Origin of the sequence: Brachybacterium sp. AOP3-A1-3 (genome assembly GCF_052378285.1) — a bacterium.
Lineage (GTDB): Bacteria > Actinomycetota > Actinomycetes > Actinomycetales > Dermabacteraceae > Brachybacterium.
This window is the reverse complement of record NZ_JBQSXM010000034.1, coordinates 1-16,276: the sequence shown is the minus strand read 5'-3', so window position 1 is coordinate 16,276 and position 16,276 is coordinate 1. Positions and strand designations below refer to the sequence as shown.

General features: G+C 68.1%; 16 protein-coding genes. 3 read left to right on the top strand and 13 right to left on the bottom strand.

What is annotated here, in order from left to right; translation table 11 throughout:
* Window positions 1–205: 205 nt before the first annotated feature.
* On the top strand, window positions 206–832 hold the full coding sequence (locus tag ACT3T5_RS19045; protein WP_053916548.1) for a TetR/AcrR family transcriptional regulator: 627 nt from the start codon (window positions 206–208) through the stop codon (window positions 830–832).
* An 877-nt stretch (window positions 833–1,709) separates the two neighbouring features.
* Here ACT3T5_RS19045 and ACT3T5_RS19040 read toward each other — a convergent pair.
* From ACT3T5_RS19040 to ACT3T5_RS18995, 10 genes are all read right to left on the bottom strand, one after another.
* Window positions 1,710–3,131 carry an NADH-quinone oxidoreductase subunit N gene (locus ACT3T5_RS19040; RefSeq protein WP_245348810.1) on the bottom strand — a complete coding sequence of 474 codons (1,422 nt, stop codon included), beginning with the start codon at window positions 3,129–3,131 and terminating at the stop codon, window positions 1,710–1,712.
* Window positions 3,132–3,146: 15 nt separating this feature from the next.
* Window positions 3,147–4,643 carry a complex I subunit 4 family protein gene (locus ACT3T5_RS19035; RefSeq protein WP_444595263.1) on the bottom strand — a complete coding sequence of 499 codons (1,497 nt, stop codon included), beginning with the start codon at window positions 4,641–4,643 and terminating at the stop codon, window positions 3,147–3,149.
* Window positions 4,640–6,553 (bottom strand): NADH-quinone oxidoreductase subunit 5 family protein, encoded by a 1,914-nt coding sequence (locus ACT3T5_RS19030; RefSeq protein WP_444595262.1) that lies wholly within the window; start codon window positions 6,551–6,553, stop codon window positions 4,640–4,642. The genes ACT3T5_RS19035 and ACT3T5_RS19030 overlap by 4 nt, the downstream gene beginning before the upstream one ends.
* Window positions 6,550–6,852, bottom strand: a complete 303-nt coding sequence (locus tag ACT3T5_RS19025) for an NADH-quinone oxidoreductase subunit NuoK (RefSeq protein WP_010534530.1) — start codon at window positions 6,850–6,852, stop codon at window positions 6,550–6,552. The genes ACT3T5_RS19030 and ACT3T5_RS19025 overlap by 4 nt, the downstream gene beginning before the upstream one ends.
* Complete coding sequence (locus ACT3T5_RS19020; protein WP_209886466.1) at window positions 6,849–7,412, bottom strand: NADH-quinone oxidoreductase subunit J; 564 nt, start codon at window positions 7,410–7,412, stop codon at window positions 6,849–6,851. Before ACT3T5_RS19020 ends, ACT3T5_RS19025 begins: the two co-directional genes overlap by 4 nt.
* A gap of 3 nt (window positions 7,413–7,415) precedes the next feature.
* Complete coding sequence (locus tag ACT3T5_RS19015; RefSeq protein WP_053916544.1) at window positions 7,416–8,351, bottom strand: complex I subunit 1 family protein; 936 nt, start codon at window positions 8,349–8,351, stop codon at window positions 7,416–7,418.
* The gene (locus tag ACT3T5_RS19010; protein WP_444576681.1) at window positions 8,344–9,594 is read right to left on the bottom strand and encodes a hypothetical protein; all 1,251 of its coding nucleotides are present in this window, start codon (window positions 9,592–9,594) and stop codon (window positions 8,344–8,346) included. The genes ACT3T5_RS19015 and ACT3T5_RS19010 overlap by 8 nt, the downstream gene beginning before the upstream one ends.
* Entirely contained in the window at window positions 9,585–9,929 is a 345-nt protein-coding gene (locus ACT3T5_RS19005; protein ID WP_010534535.1) for an NADH-quinone oxidoreductase subunit A, read from the bottom strand. The genes ACT3T5_RS19010 and ACT3T5_RS19005 overlap by 10 nt, the downstream gene beginning before the upstream one ends.
* Window positions 9,930–10,346: 417 nt before the next feature.
* Entirely contained in the window at window positions 10,347–11,861 is a 1,515-nt protein-coding gene (locus tag ACT3T5_RS19000) for a multicopper oxidase family protein (RefSeq protein WP_444576683.1), read from the bottom strand.
* 32 nt (window positions 11,862–11,893) lie between these two features.
* On the bottom strand, window positions 11,894–12,130 hold the full coding sequence (locus ACT3T5_RS18995) for an SHOCT domain-containing protein (protein ID WP_443398544.1): 237 nt from the start codon (window positions 12,128–12,130) through the stop codon (window positions 11,894–11,896).
* A gap of 190 nt (window positions 12,131–12,320) precedes the next feature.
* On the opposite strand from ACT3T5_RS18995, the gene ACT3T5_RS18990 reads away from it, so the two are divergent.
* Both ACT3T5_RS18990 and ACT3T5_RS18985 read left to right on the top strand, forming a co-directional pair.
* Window positions 12,321–13,001: a response regulator transcription factor gene (locus ACT3T5_RS18990; protein WP_443398545.1), complete on the top strand. Its 681-nt coding sequence runs from the start codon at window positions 12,321–12,323 to the stop codon at window positions 12,999–13,001.
* Window positions 13,002–13,068: 67 nt separating this feature from the next.
* A complete protein-coding gene (locus ACT3T5_RS18985) occupies window positions 13,069–14,145 on the top strand; it encodes a sensor histidine kinase (protein ID WP_444595261.1) in 1,077 nt (358 codons plus the stop codon).
* Between the two features lie 27 nt (window positions 14,146–14,172).
* Here the strand turns inward: ACT3T5_RS18985 and ACT3T5_RS18980 are convergent, their stop codons facing one another.
* The 3 genes from ACT3T5_RS18980 to ACT3T5_RS18970 are packed head-to-tail and all read right to left on the bottom strand — an operon-like array spanning window position 14,173 to window position 16,159.
* Window positions 14,173–14,940, bottom strand: coding sequence for a cytochrome c biogenesis CcdA family protein (locus ACT3T5_RS18980; RefSeq protein ID WP_443398546.1), 768 nt, complete (start codon window positions 14,938–14,940; stop codon window positions 14,173–14,175).
* A complete protein-coding gene (locus tag ACT3T5_RS18975) occupies window positions 14,940–15,560 on the bottom strand; it encodes a TlpA family protein disulfide reductase (protein WP_444576977.1) in 621 nt (206 codons plus the stop codon). The genes ACT3T5_RS18980 and ACT3T5_RS18975 overlap by 1 nt, the downstream gene beginning before the upstream one ends.
* Window positions 15,561–15,595: 35 nt before the next feature.
* The gene (locus tag ACT3T5_RS18970; RefSeq protein WP_443398548.1) at window positions 15,596–16,159 is read right to left on the bottom strand and encodes a CueP family metal-binding protein; all 564 of its coding nucleotides are present in this window, start codon (window positions 16,157–16,159) and stop codon (window positions 15,596–15,598) included.
* Window positions 16,160–16,276 lie beyond the last annotated feature (117 nt).

Sequence of the window (16,276 nt, the reverse complement as noted above, 5' to 3'; positions counted from 1 at the left end):
ACCCCCGTCTGGGGCACAGGTGCATCTGACTCAGACATGACGCACCTCGTTCGTCTCATGCTTCTTCGTTCTCATGGCCTCTGGCCCTTCCGTCCTTGACTGCGTTCCCGTGGGAGGGGCCCCACAACACCGAACTCAGACATCAGTGTACGGGTTACAACGGATAGAGTAACCCATACATTCCCGTACGAGTTAGAGGTGGAAGATGCCGAACGTCAAGGGCACGACCGCAGCAGGTGAACGCGGCAAGAGCGGTCTGGGGGTCAATCAGCGTGCCGACGCACAGCGCAACCGGGCGAAGATCCTCGCCGCCGCGCCGGTCGCGCTGCGCAAGAACCCGGACGCTTCCGTCGCCGACATCGCCGCCGAAGCCGGCGTGGGCCGCATGACCCTGTACGGGCACTTCGCCAACCGTGCGGCACTGATCGATGCGACCCTCGCGGACAGCCTCGAGCAGGCCGAGGACGTCCTCGGGAACGTGCCCCTCGACGGGGACCCAGTGGCAGCGCTCGAAGCCCTCATCACGTCGAGCTGGTCTCTCCTGGAACGCGTCCGCTCTGTGCTCGTAGTGGCACAGCGCGAACTGCCGTCAGCGCGCATCCGTGAGATGCATGAGGTGGCCGAGGGGCGCATGCAGGGTCTCTTCGAACGCGGACAGCGTGAAGGGGTGTTCCGCGCAGAGCTTCCGGTCAGCTGGCTGCTCGCCGTCACCCATTTGGCCATGAACGCTGCCGCCGAAGAGGTGACCGCCGGCCGAATCGAGCTCAAGGACGCCGCCGACCTCATCATCGGAACCCTGCTCCCAGCCTTCACCGTTCCCGAGATGCGCTGAAGGCCATACGAGTGCAGCAGGAGGCTCTCGCTCCCGCTGCCCCATTAGTGCCCGCTTTCGTCTCCCTCGACGTCAGGGGCGTGACCGTACGTCGTCAGGACGCGGGGTCGGTGCCTCGACGACTCGGTACCCCGCTCGCTGCCACACGTCGCTGAGAACTGCTCCGTAGGAGCCAGTTCCTTCCACAACGATCAGTACACCGTCGAGATCTCCCTCGGTTCGGCGTGAGATCCAGTCTCGGGCGCGTCGCAGCTCTGCAGGGCTGATCGGGAAGACGTTCTGATCTATGAAAGCGCCGTTCGGGACTTCGATGATCGCGTAGGAGTGGGTTGCGGCGTGGGTGTCGACGCCGACGACTTATCGGTGGATGTCCCCTACAGTGGCAGGCAGCGTGTTCATGACGATGTTCCTCTCGAATCGCTGGGACGGGACGTCGTTGCTGGCGTCGGCCCAGGATGAGAGTTACTACGAGGTGGGCCTGTAATGAGCCACGCCGTCGGGATCGTGATCTCGACGGTGGACATGCTTCTGATCAAGCCATCGTAGTGGGCCAGGGCTGGCGCCGGCACCCGGTCCCTGCCGGACAGATCCCGGGAATGACACCCCGTAGGGGTCAGCCGATTCAGGAGTCACGACGGGCGCCGGACTACCAGCCCCAACCCTGCCAGCCAGCCCCCGGGCCGGCCACCACGAACACTTACAGCCGATTCACACGTGCCGCCACGAGGGGTTGGCGAAGCCGGGAGAGGCTCAACGTCTCGAGAATGCGCTGGGATAAGCCGTGCCCAAGTGGCCGAGAGGCCATACCGAGCGTGGCGCGTCAGACGCGAGGATCACGCCGACGGCAGCGATGGTGACGTCCATGCCGGCACCGTCTTTAGAACAGCAGGGGTCCTTCCAGAGCCGCCCACAGGAAACCGGCCAGGATGCCGAGCCCCAGGCTCGCGGTGGCAGCCACCCCGGCGGTGGCTGCCGGCCAGGTGGCCGCTCCGCCCGGGCGGGGGAAGCTAGCGCCGTTATCGGTAGGACGGGCGAATGCGGGCGCGAACCAGCGCAGGTAGTAGAACAGGCTGAGCACGCTGTTGAGCATCACGACCAGCGCCAACCAGCCGTGCCCGCCGTCCCAGGCTGCGGTGGCGGTGGTGAGCTTGCCGACGAACACGGCCAGCGGTGGGGTGCCCACCAGGCCCAGCAGCGCGACGAGCAGAGCCAGGGCCAGCCCGGGGCGGGACCGGGCCAGACCTCGGTAGTCACTCAGCTCGCGGTGGTGGGGCAGCGCTGCGGTGACGGCGAAGGCGGCGACGTTGGCCAGGGCATAGGCGGCGAGGTAGAACAAGAATGAGGGCAGTGCCAGATCACTGCGACCCGCCGCGGCCACCGGGACGAGCAGGAACCCGACCTGGGCCACGGTCGACCAGCCCAGCAGCCGGCGGGGATCGGTCTGCCAGTACGCGGCAAGGTTGCCCACGACCATGGAGGTCGTGGCCAGCACGCCTGCGACGACCAGCCAGGAGCCGTCGCCTTCGGAGATCGTGGCCACGAATCGGTAGACGGCTACCAGCGCTCCGATCTTGGGGACCGTGGTCAGGAACGTCGCGGCGGTGCCGCCGGTGCCCTGTGTGGCGTCGGGTACCCAGAAGTGCAGGGGCACGCCGCCGGCCTTGAACAGCAACCCGGCGAGCACGCCCAGCACGCCGACCCCCACGGCTGCGGCCGGGGCCCCGGGTAGCACGTCCCGCAGCAGGGCGTAGTCGGTGCCCCCGGCCACGGCGTAGAGCACGGTGACCCCGAGCATGAGCAGGATCCCGGACAACGCGCCCATGAGGTAGGTCTTCATCGCCGCTTCGGCCCCGGCCCGGCCGCCGGTCAGGCCGATAATCCCGTACAAGGGGATGCTGACCAGCAGGAATCCGGCTACGAGCACGAGCAGGTCGGTGGTTCCGGCTAGCACCATCACCCCGGTGGTGGCGAAGAGCAGCAGCGCGTAGGTGTCGGACTCTCGCGGCGAGCCGGCGAGTTCCCCGGAGGCCACCCCGAGGACCAACAGGGTCGTCAGGGCCGCGATTATCCGGGCGGCTCCGGTGGCGACGTCCACAGCGAAGGTGCCTGAGAACGCGCTCTGTTCGGGGCCGGTCATCGCCACGGCGGCGGCGACCGTGGCACCGAGCAGGGCTACCGCGGCGACGGCGCGGGCGATCCACTGCCGCTGGCGGGGCAGGAATGAGCCGCCCAGCAGCACCACCAGGCCGCCGATGAAGACGAGGATCTCCGGCAGCAGCAGGGCGGGCCGCATCTGCATCGAGGCCTCCACCGGTTACCTCCCGACCAAGGAGACCAGGGCCGCGGAGGCCGGCTCGATCACCTCGAGCAGGACTCGAGGCAGCACCCCGATGAGCACGGACAGGGCCAGCAGCGGACCGACCGACCACAGCTCCCGGACGCGCAGATCCGCGAACCCGGGCGATCGGCCCTCCGTGGGGCCGGTGAACACTTGCTGCAGCGCCCGCAGGAACAGGGCGGCCGTGACCAGGATGCCCGGCAGGGCGATGGCGGTGACCGGGGCGACCGCGATGCTGCCGGCGAAGATCTGGAACTCGGCGATGAATCCGGAGAACCCGGGCAGGCCCAGGGAGGCGAAGGCACCGACCGCGAACAGCGCCGCATACCGCGGCGCGGGACCGGCCAGGCCTCCGTAGGAACCCATGTCATAGGTGCCGGCCCGATCCTGCATCACCCCCGCCAGCAGGAACAGCGCGGCGGTGATCAACCCGTGGCTGACCATCTGCACCACCGCACCGGTGACCGCCACCGAGCGGGCCTGCTCGGCGCCCTCGGCGACCAGACCCGCCGCACCCAGGGCCAGGACGATGTAGCCCATATGATTGACGGAGGTGTAGGCCACCATCCGCTTGAGGTCCGTCTGAGCCAGCGCCACGAACGCTCCGTACAGCACCGAGACGATACCGATCGCCACGATCACCCAGGCCCAGGACCGCCACGCCTCCGGGAGCATCGGCATGGCGATGCGCACGAACCCATAGGTCCCCATCTTCAGCAACACCGCAGCCAGCACGGCCGAACCGGTCGCCGGGGCGTCGGTGTGGGCCGGTGGCAACCAGGTATGGAAGGGAACGGTGGGGGTCTTCACCGCGAGACCGACCACGATCGCCGCCAGCACCAGCCCCCCGGTCAGCGGGCTGTCATCGAGCGGGGTGGCCGCGACAAGCTCGGGGATGTCGAAGGTGTGCGGTGCGGCGGCCACGTAGAGCCCGATAAAGCCCAGCAGCAGGGCCAGTGATCCCAGAAACGTGTAGAGGAAGAACTTCAGGGCCGAGCGGGCAGCGTTGCCATGGCCCCATCCGGCGATCACGAAGTACATGCCCACGATCGAGAGATCGAAGAACACGAAGAACAGGATGAGGTCGGCTGCCACGAACACCCCCAGACTCACGCCCTGCAGGAACAGGAACAGGGCCGCCTGAATCCGGGGCCGGTCGGGCTGGCGCAGGGCGTAGACGGCACAGGCCAGGAACACGATCGTCGTCATGGCCACCAGCGGTAACGAGAGACCATCCACGCCCACGTGATAGCTGCTGTTCACCCCCGGGATCCACGGCACCTGCTGCTCGTACGCCAGTGCGTTTTGCCCCGGGTCCTCATAACCGACCCACAGCACTCCGACGAGCACCAGCTCGACCGCGCTCACGGCGACCCAGGTCCAGCGGGCGACCGCAGGGCCGACCGCCGGCATCGCCGCCAGGACGACGGCGCCGGCCAGGGGCAGGAAAACGATCAGACTCAGCATGCTCATCCCATCACGGCATAGACGGACCAGGCCACGACGCCGATCGCGAGGACCGCGACGGCCTGGAGGAAGTACTGGTGGATGGCTCCGGTCTGCGGGATCCGGGCCAGATGCCCGAGCCGGCGGACCCGACTGGCGAGGATCTCCACCCCACGGTCCACTCCGTCGTCATCGACCCTCGCCGCCAGGTGACCGGTCACGTCGACGGCGTGCGCGGTGGCGTCGAACCCGGCGTCGAGAAACCGGTCGTCGGCACGGGCGGCGATTCGCGCTAGCACAGGCACCGCCCCGGCGGCGGCCATCACGGTGCGGTCCAGGACGTGGTCATCGAACCGAGCCAGGGCGTGCGCCAGGGACAGGGACGGGCGGACGACGACGGCATGCGCGATCCTCTCCAGCCCCAGCCACTCACGGGCCCATCTCGGCTCGGGGGCGCGTAGCCGCAGCATCAGCAGCAGCACGGCCGCCGCGATCACGGCCGAGAGAGCCAGCTCGACGGCCGAGACCTCGCCGTGCCCGCCCAGGGCCTGGGCGAGGGCCCGGCTGAGCGGGGGCAGAGCGAGCACGACGAGCCCGGCCGCGCCGGTGGCCAGCACGACCAGCGGCGCCTGCGCCAGGGCCCCCACCTGGCCGGTGCCGCCCGCACGGACTCCCGCGCCGTCCCCGCGGCGCCAGATCGCCCACAGGGCCTTGCCGGCATAGGCGGCCGACAGGGCGGACGCCAGCAACCCGGCGGCATAGAGCCACGGGGAGGCCTCGAGCGCAGCAGCCAGCACGGCGTCCTTGGTCGCCCACAGGGACAGCGGGGCGATCCCCGCCAGGGCCAGCGCCCCCACGCTCGCGCAGACCCCGACAACCCGCCACCGACGCCCCACTCCGCGTAGTCTCGCGAGATCTTCGGTGCCCACCGCCGTCAACCATGCCCCGGCAGCCAGGAAGAGCAGGGCCTTGGTGGAGGCGTGCGCCACCAGATGGGCCGCGCCGCCACTGACCGCGCCGACGCCGGCAGCGAGAACGACGAACCCCAGCTGGGCGACCGTGGAGGCGGCCAGGAGCTGTTTGAGCTCCCGCTGGGCCAGCGCCACGATGCCCATCAGCACCGCGGTGAGCATCCCGAGCCAGGCGGCCACTGGCCCGGCCCACCCGGTCGCAGCCAACAACGGCTCCACGCGCAGAAGCAGAAAGCCGCCCATGGCCACCATCGCCGCTGAGTGCAGCAGCGCGCTCACCGGGCTGGGACCCTGCATCGCCCCGGAGAGCCAGAACGAGAAGGGCAGCTGTGCGGCCTTCCCCAGGGCAGCGACCAGGATCCCGGCCGCGACGACGTGGCGCCACGGGTCCGTCGCGGCGGGGAGGTCAGCCAGCGCCATTCCTGCTCCGCCGGCCAGGGCGGCGCCGGCGGCGACGTAGAGGCCCAGGTCGGCGGTGCGGGTGGTGAGGAAGGCGGTGAGCCCCGCCGAGACCCGGTGCGGTTCCCGCCACCAGAACCCGATCAGGGCGTAGGAGGTCGCGCCCATCACCTCCCAAGCGAACAGCAGCGCCGGGATACTGGCGGCGGAGGCCGTGACCAAGGCCGCGGCGGAGAAGATCAGCATCAGCCCGTGGAAGCGGGCCCGGGACTCCCGGATGCTCCCAGCCGCGAAGACCAGCACCAGGAAGGTCACCGCGGCGATCATCGGTGCGGTCAGCGCCGCAAGGGCATCCACCTCCAGTGCGAAGTCGGCGCCGGCCAGGAACGGGGACGACAGCGCCGGCCTGGCCAGGGCGACGACTCCCGCCAGTGCCGTGGTGAGCCCAGCGGTGGCCACCGCGATCGGTGTCGCAACGCGTTCCCACCGGCGGGTCAGGGCCAGCGCGGCGCCCATGCCCCCCGGGAGCAGCACCATGGCGAGCAACGCGCCCTCGGCCCCGCTCATCGGGACAGCTCCTCGGCCATGTCCGTCATGTCGGTCTGGCGCCGGCGGTGCAGCAACGTGGCCACGGCGAAGCCCATGGCCATCTCCACGGTCATCGCCGCCAGCACGACCAGCAGCAGCACCTGCCCGGAAGGGTCCGGGGCCAGGAACCACCAGAATCCGGCGGCGGCCAGCAACACCCCGTTGATCATCAGCTCCAGACCCATCATCACCATCACCACCACCTGCTGGGACAGCGCTCCGTAGAGGCCCACCGCGAACAGCGCGGCGGCCACCACCAGCACGGCTTCCAGGGTCATCGGCCCACACCCCCCGGCTGGGGATCGTCGGCCGGCCGGCGGCGTAGGTCGTCACCGAACCGGTCGTAGCGGGTGCGATGAGCGGCCAGCACCACCCCGGACACGATGGTTGCCACCAGGACCGCACCCACCACGACCATGACCAGCATCTTCTCGTCCATGATCGCCAAGCCGATCGCCTGCGTGAGGTCCTCGGGCGGGGCGCCGCGTCGCTCCGGCCAGGGGATGAGCAGGGCGCCGGCAGCCAGCAGCCCGAAAACGCCGGCCGAGGCGCCGATCGCCGTCTTCTTCCCGTGGGTCATGTCCATCGGCATCAGCGCCGGGTTCATGCCCATGAACATCACCATGTAAACAGCCATCACCGCCATCTCCATCACCATCATCAAGATCGTGATGACCCCGAGATAGCTCTGCTGCAAGAGGAGGATCTGCACTCCCACGGCGATGAACGACAGCGCCAGGGCGTAGGTGGCCCGGGCCATGGAGTCCACCACGAACACGGCTACGCCCGCGGCCACGGCCACCACGGCGAGTACCCAGAACACGATTGTGAACAGCACGGTTCAGCCCTTCCCGACGACGACGAGAGACACGACCAGGTCCTGGGCCACGGCCGCAGGCAGCAAGACCACCCACCCGATCTCCATGAACCGGTCCGGTCGGAACATCGGCAGCTTCCGCCGCAACCACACCAGCACGGTCAGCACCGCCACGGTCTTCACCAGCACCCACGCCCAGCCCGGCAGCACGGGCCCGGCGCCCCCGCCCAGGAACAGCGGTACCGCGAAGGCCGCCCCGGCAGCCAACAACGCGTAGCGCCCGGCCAGGAAAACAAGGCGGTCCACCCCGGAGAGTTCACTCAGCACACCACCGGCAATGTCCGCGGAAAGGGCCGGGGCGAACGGGCCCCACACCGAGAACCCGGTCACCCCGATCAGATAGACCAGGAACGCCACCGGCATCCACACCACGAACCACAGGCCCTCCTGCGCGGCAGCCACCTCCCCGACGCGAAGACTGCCAGCCGCGATCGCCGGGGCCACCAGCGCAAACATCAAGGGGAGCTCGTATGCCAGCCCATGGGCAAGGAACCGGTAGCCACCCACCAGGCTGTGCGTCGAATTGGCGCCCCACCCGGCCAACCACACCAGGGCCCAGACCATGACGTCCACGGCGTTGAACCACACCACCCCCACGTCCAGGTCCGCCAGCGTCCAGCGCCCCAACGGGATCACCGCGACCATTACGAACGCCCCGACCAGCAGGCCCGCGCCACCGATCCGCCACAGCAGCGTGTCCGCGGCCACGGTGGTCCGGCGCCGCTGCCGCAGCAGCCGCGCGGTGCGGGCCACGGGCGCCACCCAACCACCGGAGGCGCCGTGGGCGCGAGCGGACAATGCCGCCTCCAGAGCAACAGCGAAGAACGCGAGGCCGCCCAGAATGATGGCTGCCAGTACGGCCCATCCGGCAGAGACGGTCGTCACCACGGACTCAGACATGCCTCGCCTCCTGGACGGCCGGGAACGGAACAAGATCCAAGCTCGCCACCGCCAGCCGCACAGAGGCCACTTCCACCCCTGGCACCAGGTGCGGCACAATCTCCCAAGGCACCACACCTGTCTCGATCGGCGCCACGGGCTCCTCGTTGCGTGTCTCGGCCCGGATCACGTCGAGGCTCCACAGCAACCGGTCGTGGGCGTCCCCGAGACAACGGCTCGGCAAGCCATGACGCTCTAGATCAGCGGAGGTGAGAGGCAGAACGCTCCGCAGAGACCAACGCAGCAGCCGCGATTTCCGCACTGTGCGGTACAACCGCTCAACGGCGTCCTGGGCAGCATCTTGTTCGCCGTGCAGCAGTGTGTCCCGGGCATGGCGGGCACGGGCTGCCGCATCTTCCGCCCCCGCAAGTGCCAGCAACGCCAGGGCACTGTCACACCGCACCGCCGGGGACACGGGGCCGGGACGCTTCGCCTGCACCGGAGTCCCGTAGCCCCCACCATCGATCACAGCTGCCTCGGCGTCGACCACGACATCGCCCTGCAACGAGCAGCGAAGGACCAGCCCTGCCGGCCAGAACGGCAAGACAGGACCCAGCGCCAGATGCAGGACATCCATCTCCAGACCGTCACGGTCTTCCCCGCCCTGGGCCAACGGAATGCCCCCCGGAGCCATGTCCATTCCGCCGTGGCCGCCATGACCCTCGTGGCTCTCGTGGCCGCCATGACCCTCGTGGCCGCCATGGCCGTCGTGGTTCTCGTGGCCCGCCTGGTCATGTTCCATCTCGCCATGGTCTGGGTTCCTCATACCGGGGTTTTCTTCGGGGGGCGTCCCGTCGTGTTCACCATGGTCGAGGTCCCCGTCGTCCATGTCGTTGGAGTCGTCAGAAAGCTGAGGTTCCTGCAGTCGGCCCTGCGCATCTGCTCTATGACCGGGAGTGTCGAGAAGGAGGTCAGCGGCGGTGCGTAGAGCCAATGCCACAGCGTCGGGCGAGCTGATGCTGGTGCGTACCCGCGGACCGGGCATCTGCTCCCAGATGAGGTCCACCAGTTCCGCCAGTTCAGGGCCGGGCACGCCGCACACCGCAAGGACGTCCGCATCGGCTGGGGTCCACGCCCGTCGCCATCCACGGCGCAGCATCTGATGTTCGAGCTCCACACGTATCGACCACTGGCCCGGCGGCTCGACAACGAGGACGTGGGCAGCACGGACGGCGAGTCCGGCGAGGAGTTCGTTCAGACCCATCGAAACGCCCCTTCCCGCCAAGCCCAGGCCACAGCGACAAGCAGAGCGCCGAGAAAGAGGAACATCTCGACGACTGCGGAGAGCCCCTTCTCAATCACGACCACGGCCCAGGGGTACATGAACAGCATCTCGACGTCGAAGGCCAGGAAGATGATGGACGCAAGATACCAACGCACGTGGAAGCGCGATAGGGCGTGCTCCTGGGGCACCCATCCAGATTGGGCAGGCAACGAGGTCAACGGATCGACGTGAACCGTCAAGACACGATGCGCCGCGAACAGCGCCACGAGGGTCAGCATCGCCACCAAGGCCATGGCCACAATCCCGAAATACATCACGATCCGACCTTTCGGCAGGGCGGGGCATAGAGCTCTGGGCTCCATGATAGGGAGGAACCCACCGTAGCGAGATCTTCCCTCTCACTCTGAATCATCTGACTGAACCGGCCTCCTCGACTGCGCCGAGGACCGTGGTGTCGTCGATTTCGTTCTCGGAGGTGACGACGAGGCGAACCGTCTGGGCGCTCACCTGGAGGTCGGTCACCTCGGAGAGCCCCCGACAACGTCGGAGGGTCTCCCCTGGCGGGGGACAACGGGAAGGCACGCTCCATGCGGGCCTTCCGGCGAGCAGGTTGGTCGCTGGCACACGTCTGTTCGTGAACGCCGCGGACGATGAGGTGACGGTCGGTCGAATCGATCGCAGTGACGCAGCCGGTCTCACCGTGGCGCCCTCGGGGGCGTGGCCGTACGGCGTCAGGGCGCGTAGTCGATGCCGGTCATCATGCCGGCTTCCTGGTGGTACGCGTTGTGGCAGTGCGCTGCCCACCGGCCCGGATTGTCCGCATCGAAGTCGAGGGCGAACGATTCCATGGGCGCGAGCATCACCGTGTCCTTCCGAAGTCCCGACGGCAGGGCGAAGGTGTGGCCGTGGATGTGGAGGGGGTGGCTCATCATCGTCTCGTTGGTCGCGGTGATCCGCACCCGCTGCCCCTCGCGGATGCTCAGCGGAGTGTTCTGACCGTAGGGCGCTCCGTTGATGGCCCACTGGTACGGCTGCATCGAACCTTGGAACGCGAGTTCGAGCTCGGTGTCGACGGCGCGGTCCTCGAGTCGCGCGGCCTCGGCCGGTTCCAGGGTGGACCCGATGAGGACCTCCCCGTCGAGCTCTCTGACCTGGACGTCCGGAGCGGGAACGGAGCCAGCACCGGTCCTCAGCACCGCGAGCCCCTGGCCGCCGCTGGTCTTCCCGACAGGACGCGCCACCAGAGGGAACATGCCGTCTTTCACGGTGACCACCACGTCGTACCGTTCACCCATGCCGAGATAGAGCGCCTTGGCGGTGACCGGTTCGACGGAGAATCCATCCGAATGGGTGACCGAGAGATCGTGGTCTCCGAGCGCGAGGGCGAAGATGGTGTCGGCGGAGGCATTGATCAGACGGAGCCGAACACGCTGGCCGGGCTTCGCCTCGAAGATCTCCGGCGCTTCGGGAACCCGGCCGTTGAGGAGGAAGTGGGGGTAGGCCACGTCACCCGCGTCGCCCCAGGGCTCGCCACCCATCGGCATACCGCCGTGGTCCATGCTCCCGGATTCACCGTCGGCGGGTTCGTCGCCCATGGGCATGTCGCCGTGGTCCATGCCGCCGGCATCCGAGGGGCCGGCGCCGGTGAGCGCGGCCAGGACCTCGTCGGGGGTTTGCCCGGTGCCATCGATCCAGTCATCGAGGGTCACGATCCATTCTGCGTCGTAGTCACCGGGTTCGTCGGGATCGTCGATGATCAGCGGGGCGTAGAGCCCGCGGTCGAGCTGCAGGCCGACGTGGGAGTGGAGGAAGTAGGTGCCGGGGTCGGGGGCGACGAACTCGTAGGTGAAGGAGGTGTCCGGCTTGACCGGGTCCTGCGTCATCCCCGGCACCCCGTCGGCTGCATTGTGCAGCCGGATGCCGTGCCAGTGAATTGTGGAGGTCTCGGGCAGGCGGTTCTCGAGCGTGATGCGCAGCAGATCGCCGGCTGTGGCGCGGATCAGCGGCCCGGGGAGGCTCTCGCCGTATGCCCAGGTCGAGACCGTCCTCCCTCCGAGGTCCACAATCGTCGGTGCCGCGGTGAGGGTCTGGGTGACGACGTTCTGACCGGCTTTCGGCGTCAGGGCAGGAGGCGGTGCGAAGGTCCCCGCCTCAGTCGGGGTGGTGCGGTTACCGCATGCCGCGAGTGTCAGCGCTGCCGCGCCGAGGCCTCCGGTGAACACGGTGCGGCGGGAAAAGGTCTTCAAAGGTGCAGTCCTTCTGGAGTGAGGGGGTGGTGTCATGGCCGAAAGGCATTCAAGACCAGTCGTTGCCGTTGCTCGAACTCTTCGGCCGTGATCTCTCCTCGAGCCAGGCGCAGGGAGAGTTCCCCGATCGCCTCGTTCTCGTCCCGAGCGCGTCGGGGGCGCCCGGGCAACACGGTGCGTGCCAGCAGCAGTGCCGAGGCCCAGAGGAGAACGAGGAGACCGGCGACCATCGCCCACATCAGCCACGACATCGCATCGGTCGGCATCATCGGGGGTCTCCCTTGGTCGAGTACGTACGCGGCACGGTCCCCACCAGGTTCCCCGGGGCGGGCGAAGTTCCCGTTGAGAGTTCCTCAAGATCTGGTCCAGATAGTCCGCCCGCACCTCCGAAAACGCTCGGTGTCCAGGAACGGGGACCAGACTGGAGCCATGAGGAGTGAAACGGATCGAGCAGCGGCGATGGTTCTGGTCGTCGAGGACGAGGTCGCGCTGTCGGACGTGGTCCAGGCGTATCTCGCGAAGGCCGGCTACGCGACTGCGAGCGCGCGAAGCGGTCCCGAAGCGGTGGAGGCAGCCCGCACCATGTCGCCGGACGTGATCGTCCTCGACCTCGGCCTGCCTGGTCTCGATGGCTTGGAGGTGATGCGCAGGATCCGCGCCTTCTCGGACTGCTACGTGCTGATCACGACGGCGCGATCCGAGGAGGTGGACCGCCTGGTGGGGCTGTCGGTGGGGGCGGATGACTACCTCACCAAGCCGTTCAGCGTGCGTGAGCTCGTCGCCCGGGTCCATGCCGTGCTGCGGCGGCCTCGCGTCGAGTCAGGGAATGCTTCAGGCATGGTGCGTACGTTCGGCGAGCTGGAGATCGACACGGCTGCGCAGGAAGTGCGCCTCGCTGGCCGGGTGGTCCCGTTGACCCCTACCGAGAGGGGGCTCCTGATGACCCTGGCGCACCGGCCGGGCCAGGCTTTCAGCCGCGGCCAGCTGATGGAAGCCGTCTGGGGCGACAGCTGGATCGGCGACGACCATCTCGTCGATGTGCACATCGCCAACCTGCGACGAAAACTCGACGAGTCGGCTGAATCTGCACGGTTCGTGACCACCGTGCGCGGTATCGGATACCGGATGGGGAAGGGATGAGCTCGTGACCGCCCGCAGTACCTCTCCTCGAACGGTTCGCCCTGGCACCAGCTTGGCCTCGCGCCTGATGATCGGCCAGCTCATCGTGCTGCTCGCCGGCGCACTCACCATTACGGTGCTGACGGTGATCATCGGGCCTGCCGTCTTCCACTACCACCTGCTCCAGACCGATCTCCCGGTGGGCAGCGACGAGCTCGTCCATATCGAGCGCGCCTACCGTGACGCGCTCGCACTTGCCCTCGGGGTCGGACTGGTGGTCTCCCTCCTGGCCGCGGGACTGGTCACCTGGAACCTGGCACGACGACTCCGCCAGACGCTTCACGGCCTCACCTCGGCTGTCGACGAGCTGTCCCGTGGCCACTACTCCACACGCGTGCCGTCCGTCGGGGCCGGGACCGAACTCGACTCTCTAGCTGCCACGCTCAACGACATGGCTGCACGCCTGGATGCCGTCGAAGAGACCCGACGCCAACTGCTCTCCGACCTCGCCCATGAGCTACGCACCCCCATCGCCACCCTCTCGGCACATCACGAGGCGATGGCCGATGGTGTCATCGAACCGGAGACGGCCATGCCCATCCTCGCCGGCCAGACCGTGCGCCTGTCCCGGTTGGCTGACGACATTAGTGAGGTGTCCCGGGCTGAAGAGGGCCAGCTCGCAGTTGAGCTGCGGCCCTTCGCCGTCCACGACTTGCTGGAGTCGATACTCCGGGAGTGGGAGGAGAGGTTCGAGACCGCGGAGGTGGCTCTGCACCTAGAAATGGCGGCGCGTCGATCGCCGATGCTGGATGCGGACCCGCACCGTCTCGCCCAGGTTCTCGGAAGTCTTCTGAGCAACGCCCTGCGGCACACCTCACCCGGAGGCACCGTCACGCTCTCGGCCACGATGGAGAGCAGCACCGTGGTGATCTCCGTGGCGGACGACGGCGAGGGTTTCACCGCTGAGGACCAATCACGCCTGTTCGAACGCTTCTTCCGCGCCGACAGCGCTCGCACCCGTGAGAACTCCGGGTCAGGTATCGGCCTGACGATCAGTCGAGCCCTCGTCGATGCGCACGGCGGGACCATGGACGCGGCCAGTGAGGGCCCAGGATGGGGAGCCACCTTCACCATCCGGTTGCCCCGAGCGATCGCTGATCGCTGAGCCCGCCGCACATGGCAAGCTCAGCTCTCAGACGATCGTGGTGAAATTGCCGATCCGCACCTGCAGCAGTGCCATCCACTGCTCCCACAGTCCGGAGACCAGTAGGAGTCCGATGGCGATGAGCACGGAGCCGCCGATGATCTGGAGCGTGCGGCGATGCCGGGACAGCACCCTGGAGATTCCGAGGGCGCGCCGGAAGACGAGGGCGAAGAGGATGAACGGGATCCCGAGCCCAATGGCATAGCCGAAGGCGAGGAGTGCGCCGCGGCTCGCGGATGCCTCTCCGAGGCTGAGCGCCGCGACTGCGGCGAACGTCGGGCCGATGCACGGGGTCCAAGAGAAGCCGAACGTGATCCCGAGCAGTGGCGCGCCGGCGAGTCCGGCATCGGGGCGCTTCCGGATCCGTTTCTCACCGGAGAGGCGGGGGAAGATGCCTACGAACACCAGGCCCATGAGGATGACCAGTACTCCGGAGATCCGATTGATCGCGCTCGTGTACTGGATCATCAATGACCCGAGTGCACCGACGAAACCGCCGATGACCAGGAATACCGCCGTGAAGCCCGCGACGAACAGGACAGCACCGGTGACCAGGCGCCATGGCCGTTCCCCAGGATCGCCGGTGCGGCGTGGCCCGGCGCTTCGTTCTGTGAGCCCGGTGATGTAACCGAGATAGCCGGGGACGACAGGAAGCACGCACGGGGAGAGGAACGCGACCAGACCGGCCACCATCGACAGGAGCAGGGCTGCGGCCAGGGGTCCGCTTAGCACGGTGGTGGCGAACAGTTCACCCATCAGGCGGCCTCCGCCAACACGGTATCCAGGAGGCTCTCGAGAGTGCTCTGATCGGCCGCACCCGCGATCCGGGCGGCTACTCGTCCCTCAGCATCCAGGATCAAAGTCGTGGGGACGGCGTTGGGCGAGACGCTGCCGTCCATGGACGCGATCACCGCGCCGTCGGGGTCGGGGATCGAGGGGTAGGTGATGCCGAAGGTCTCCTCGAACGCAGCGGCCGGCCCAGCCTCGTCCCGAGTGTTCACGCCCACGAATCCCACTCCCAGGGCGCCGTACTCGGAGTACACGGCCTTCAGCGCCGGTGCTTCGACCCGACACGGCGGACACGACGCGTACCAGACGTTGATCAGCAAGGGCGCACCGCGCAGCGCCGTGGAGGCGAAGTCGTCGCCGTCGTAGGTGGTCCCCTGGATCGCCAGAGGATCGACGCGTCCCTCCGGGGGGATCTCGACGACGACACCATCGCCGGAGACGTACCCGGCGTTCGCCTCACTCGCCACATCCGAGGAACCGCTGCACGCCGCAAGGAGAGGAACGAGGACGAGCAGGCTCCCGCCCAGCCGCAGCGCGGTCCGACGACTCAGGCCTGGTGTCACGCTCCGCCCCGCGGGGCTGACCATCGAGTGCCAGAAGGCGGGGCGGGTGCTTCGCCTGCTCACGTCAGCTGGAGACTGGTCAGACAAGTCAGATCATCCTCCGCCTGGGTCGAGATGGACGCGGCACCCGTGTAGTCCTCGAGGGTGCACGTGAGCTCCGTGGTGATGCCACGTGGCAACCAGAGACCGAGGAACCCGTTGTCATGAGAGGTGCGAGTGCCCTCCTCAAGGACCTCGCCCGAGCCACTGTCGACCACCCTCACGGCGACCTCGCGGCTGCGCAGTTCCCCGCGGCATGTCGTCAGGCTGTGGAAGGCGCACTCGTGGGTGGTCTCCACGAACGGGGCCACAGACAAATAGAACTGGTCCTCGGGAAGAGGCAGCTCGGCCTCGCGCCCCGAATCGTCACGGAGCTGGAGAGACGTCGGAGTGACGCTGGCGATAAGGTCCTGCGGTCGCTCAGCCACCGGGAGCGCTTCGAGCCGGTCGATGATCTCGTGCGCGCCCGCGTCCGCGAAACCATGTTCCAGGAGCAGGTCTTCATTACTTGAGACGGAGGCGCGCTTGGAGCCACGGGTCCCGCAACCGGCGATCACGAGCGGGAACAGGCCGGCACCGATCAAGAGTGATCGTCGCGGCAACCGGCCGATGCGGCGACGGGGTCCACCGCCGGAGGAGGCGAACGAGCCGCGAGGGCTCGACGGGGTGATCACTGGATGGGCTCGATCTCGCTCTCAATG

What these genes read in the sequence shown, in the direction of transcription:
- ACT3T5_RS19010 (WP_444576681.1), bottom strand. Translation starts at nt 9,594, where the DNA reads ATGGGTCTGAACGAACTCCTCGCCGGACTCGCCGTCCGTGCTGCCCAC.
- ACT3T5_RS19035 (WP_444595263.1), bottom strand. Translation starts at nt 4,643, where the DNA reads ATGAGCATGCTGAGTCTGATCGTTTTCCTGCCCCTGGCCGGCGCCGTC.
- ACT3T5_RS19030 (WP_444595262.1), bottom strand. Translation starts at nt 6,553, where the DNA reads ATGAGCGGGGCCGAGGGCGCGTTGCTCGCCATGGTGCTGCTCCCGGGG.
- ACT3T5_RS19025 (WP_010534530.1), bottom strand. Translation starts at nt 6,852, where the DNA reads ATGACCCTGGAAGCCGTGCTGGTGGTGGCCGCCGCGCTGTTCGCGGTG.
- ACT3T5_RS19040 (WP_245348810.1), bottom strand. Translation starts at nt 3,131, where the DNA reads ATGCAGATGCGGCCCGCCCTGCTGCTGCCGGAGATCCTCGTCTTCATC.
- ACT3T5_RS18975 (WP_444576977.1), bottom strand. Translation starts at nt 15,560, where the DNA reads ATGGTCAGCCCCGCGGGGCGGAGCGTGACACCAGGCCTGAGTCGTCGG.
- ACT3T5_RS18995 (WP_443398544.1), bottom strand. Translation starts at nt 12,130, where the DNA reads ATGATGCCGACCGATGCGATGTCGTGGCTGATGTGGGCGATGGTCGCC.
- ACT3T5_RS19005 (WP_010534535.1), bottom strand. Translation starts at nt 9,929, where the DNA reads ATGTATTTCGGGATTGTGGCCATGGCCTTGGTGGCGATGCTGACCCTC.
- ACT3T5_RS18980 (WP_443398546.1), bottom strand. Translation starts at nt 14,940, where the DNA reads ATGGGTGAACTGTTCGCCACCACCGTGCTAAGCGGACCCCTGGCCGCA.
- ACT3T5_RS19045 (WP_053916548.1), top strand. Translation starts at nt 206, where the DNA reads ATGCCGAACGTCAAGGGCACGACCGCAGCAGGTGAACGCGGCAAGAGC.
- ACT3T5_RS19015 (WP_053916544.1), bottom strand. Translation starts at nt 8,351, where the DNA reads ATGTCTGAGTCCGTGGTGACGACCGTCTCTGCCGGATGGGCCGTACTG.
- ACT3T5_RS18990 (WP_443398545.1), top strand. Translation starts at nt 12,321, where the DNA reads ATGGTTCTGGTCGTCGAGGACGAGGTCGCGCTGTCGGACGTGGTCCAG.
- ACT3T5_RS18985 (WP_444595261.1), top strand. Translation starts at nt 13,069, where the DNA reads ATGATCGGCCAGCTCATCGTGCTGCTCGCCGGCGCACTCACCATTACG.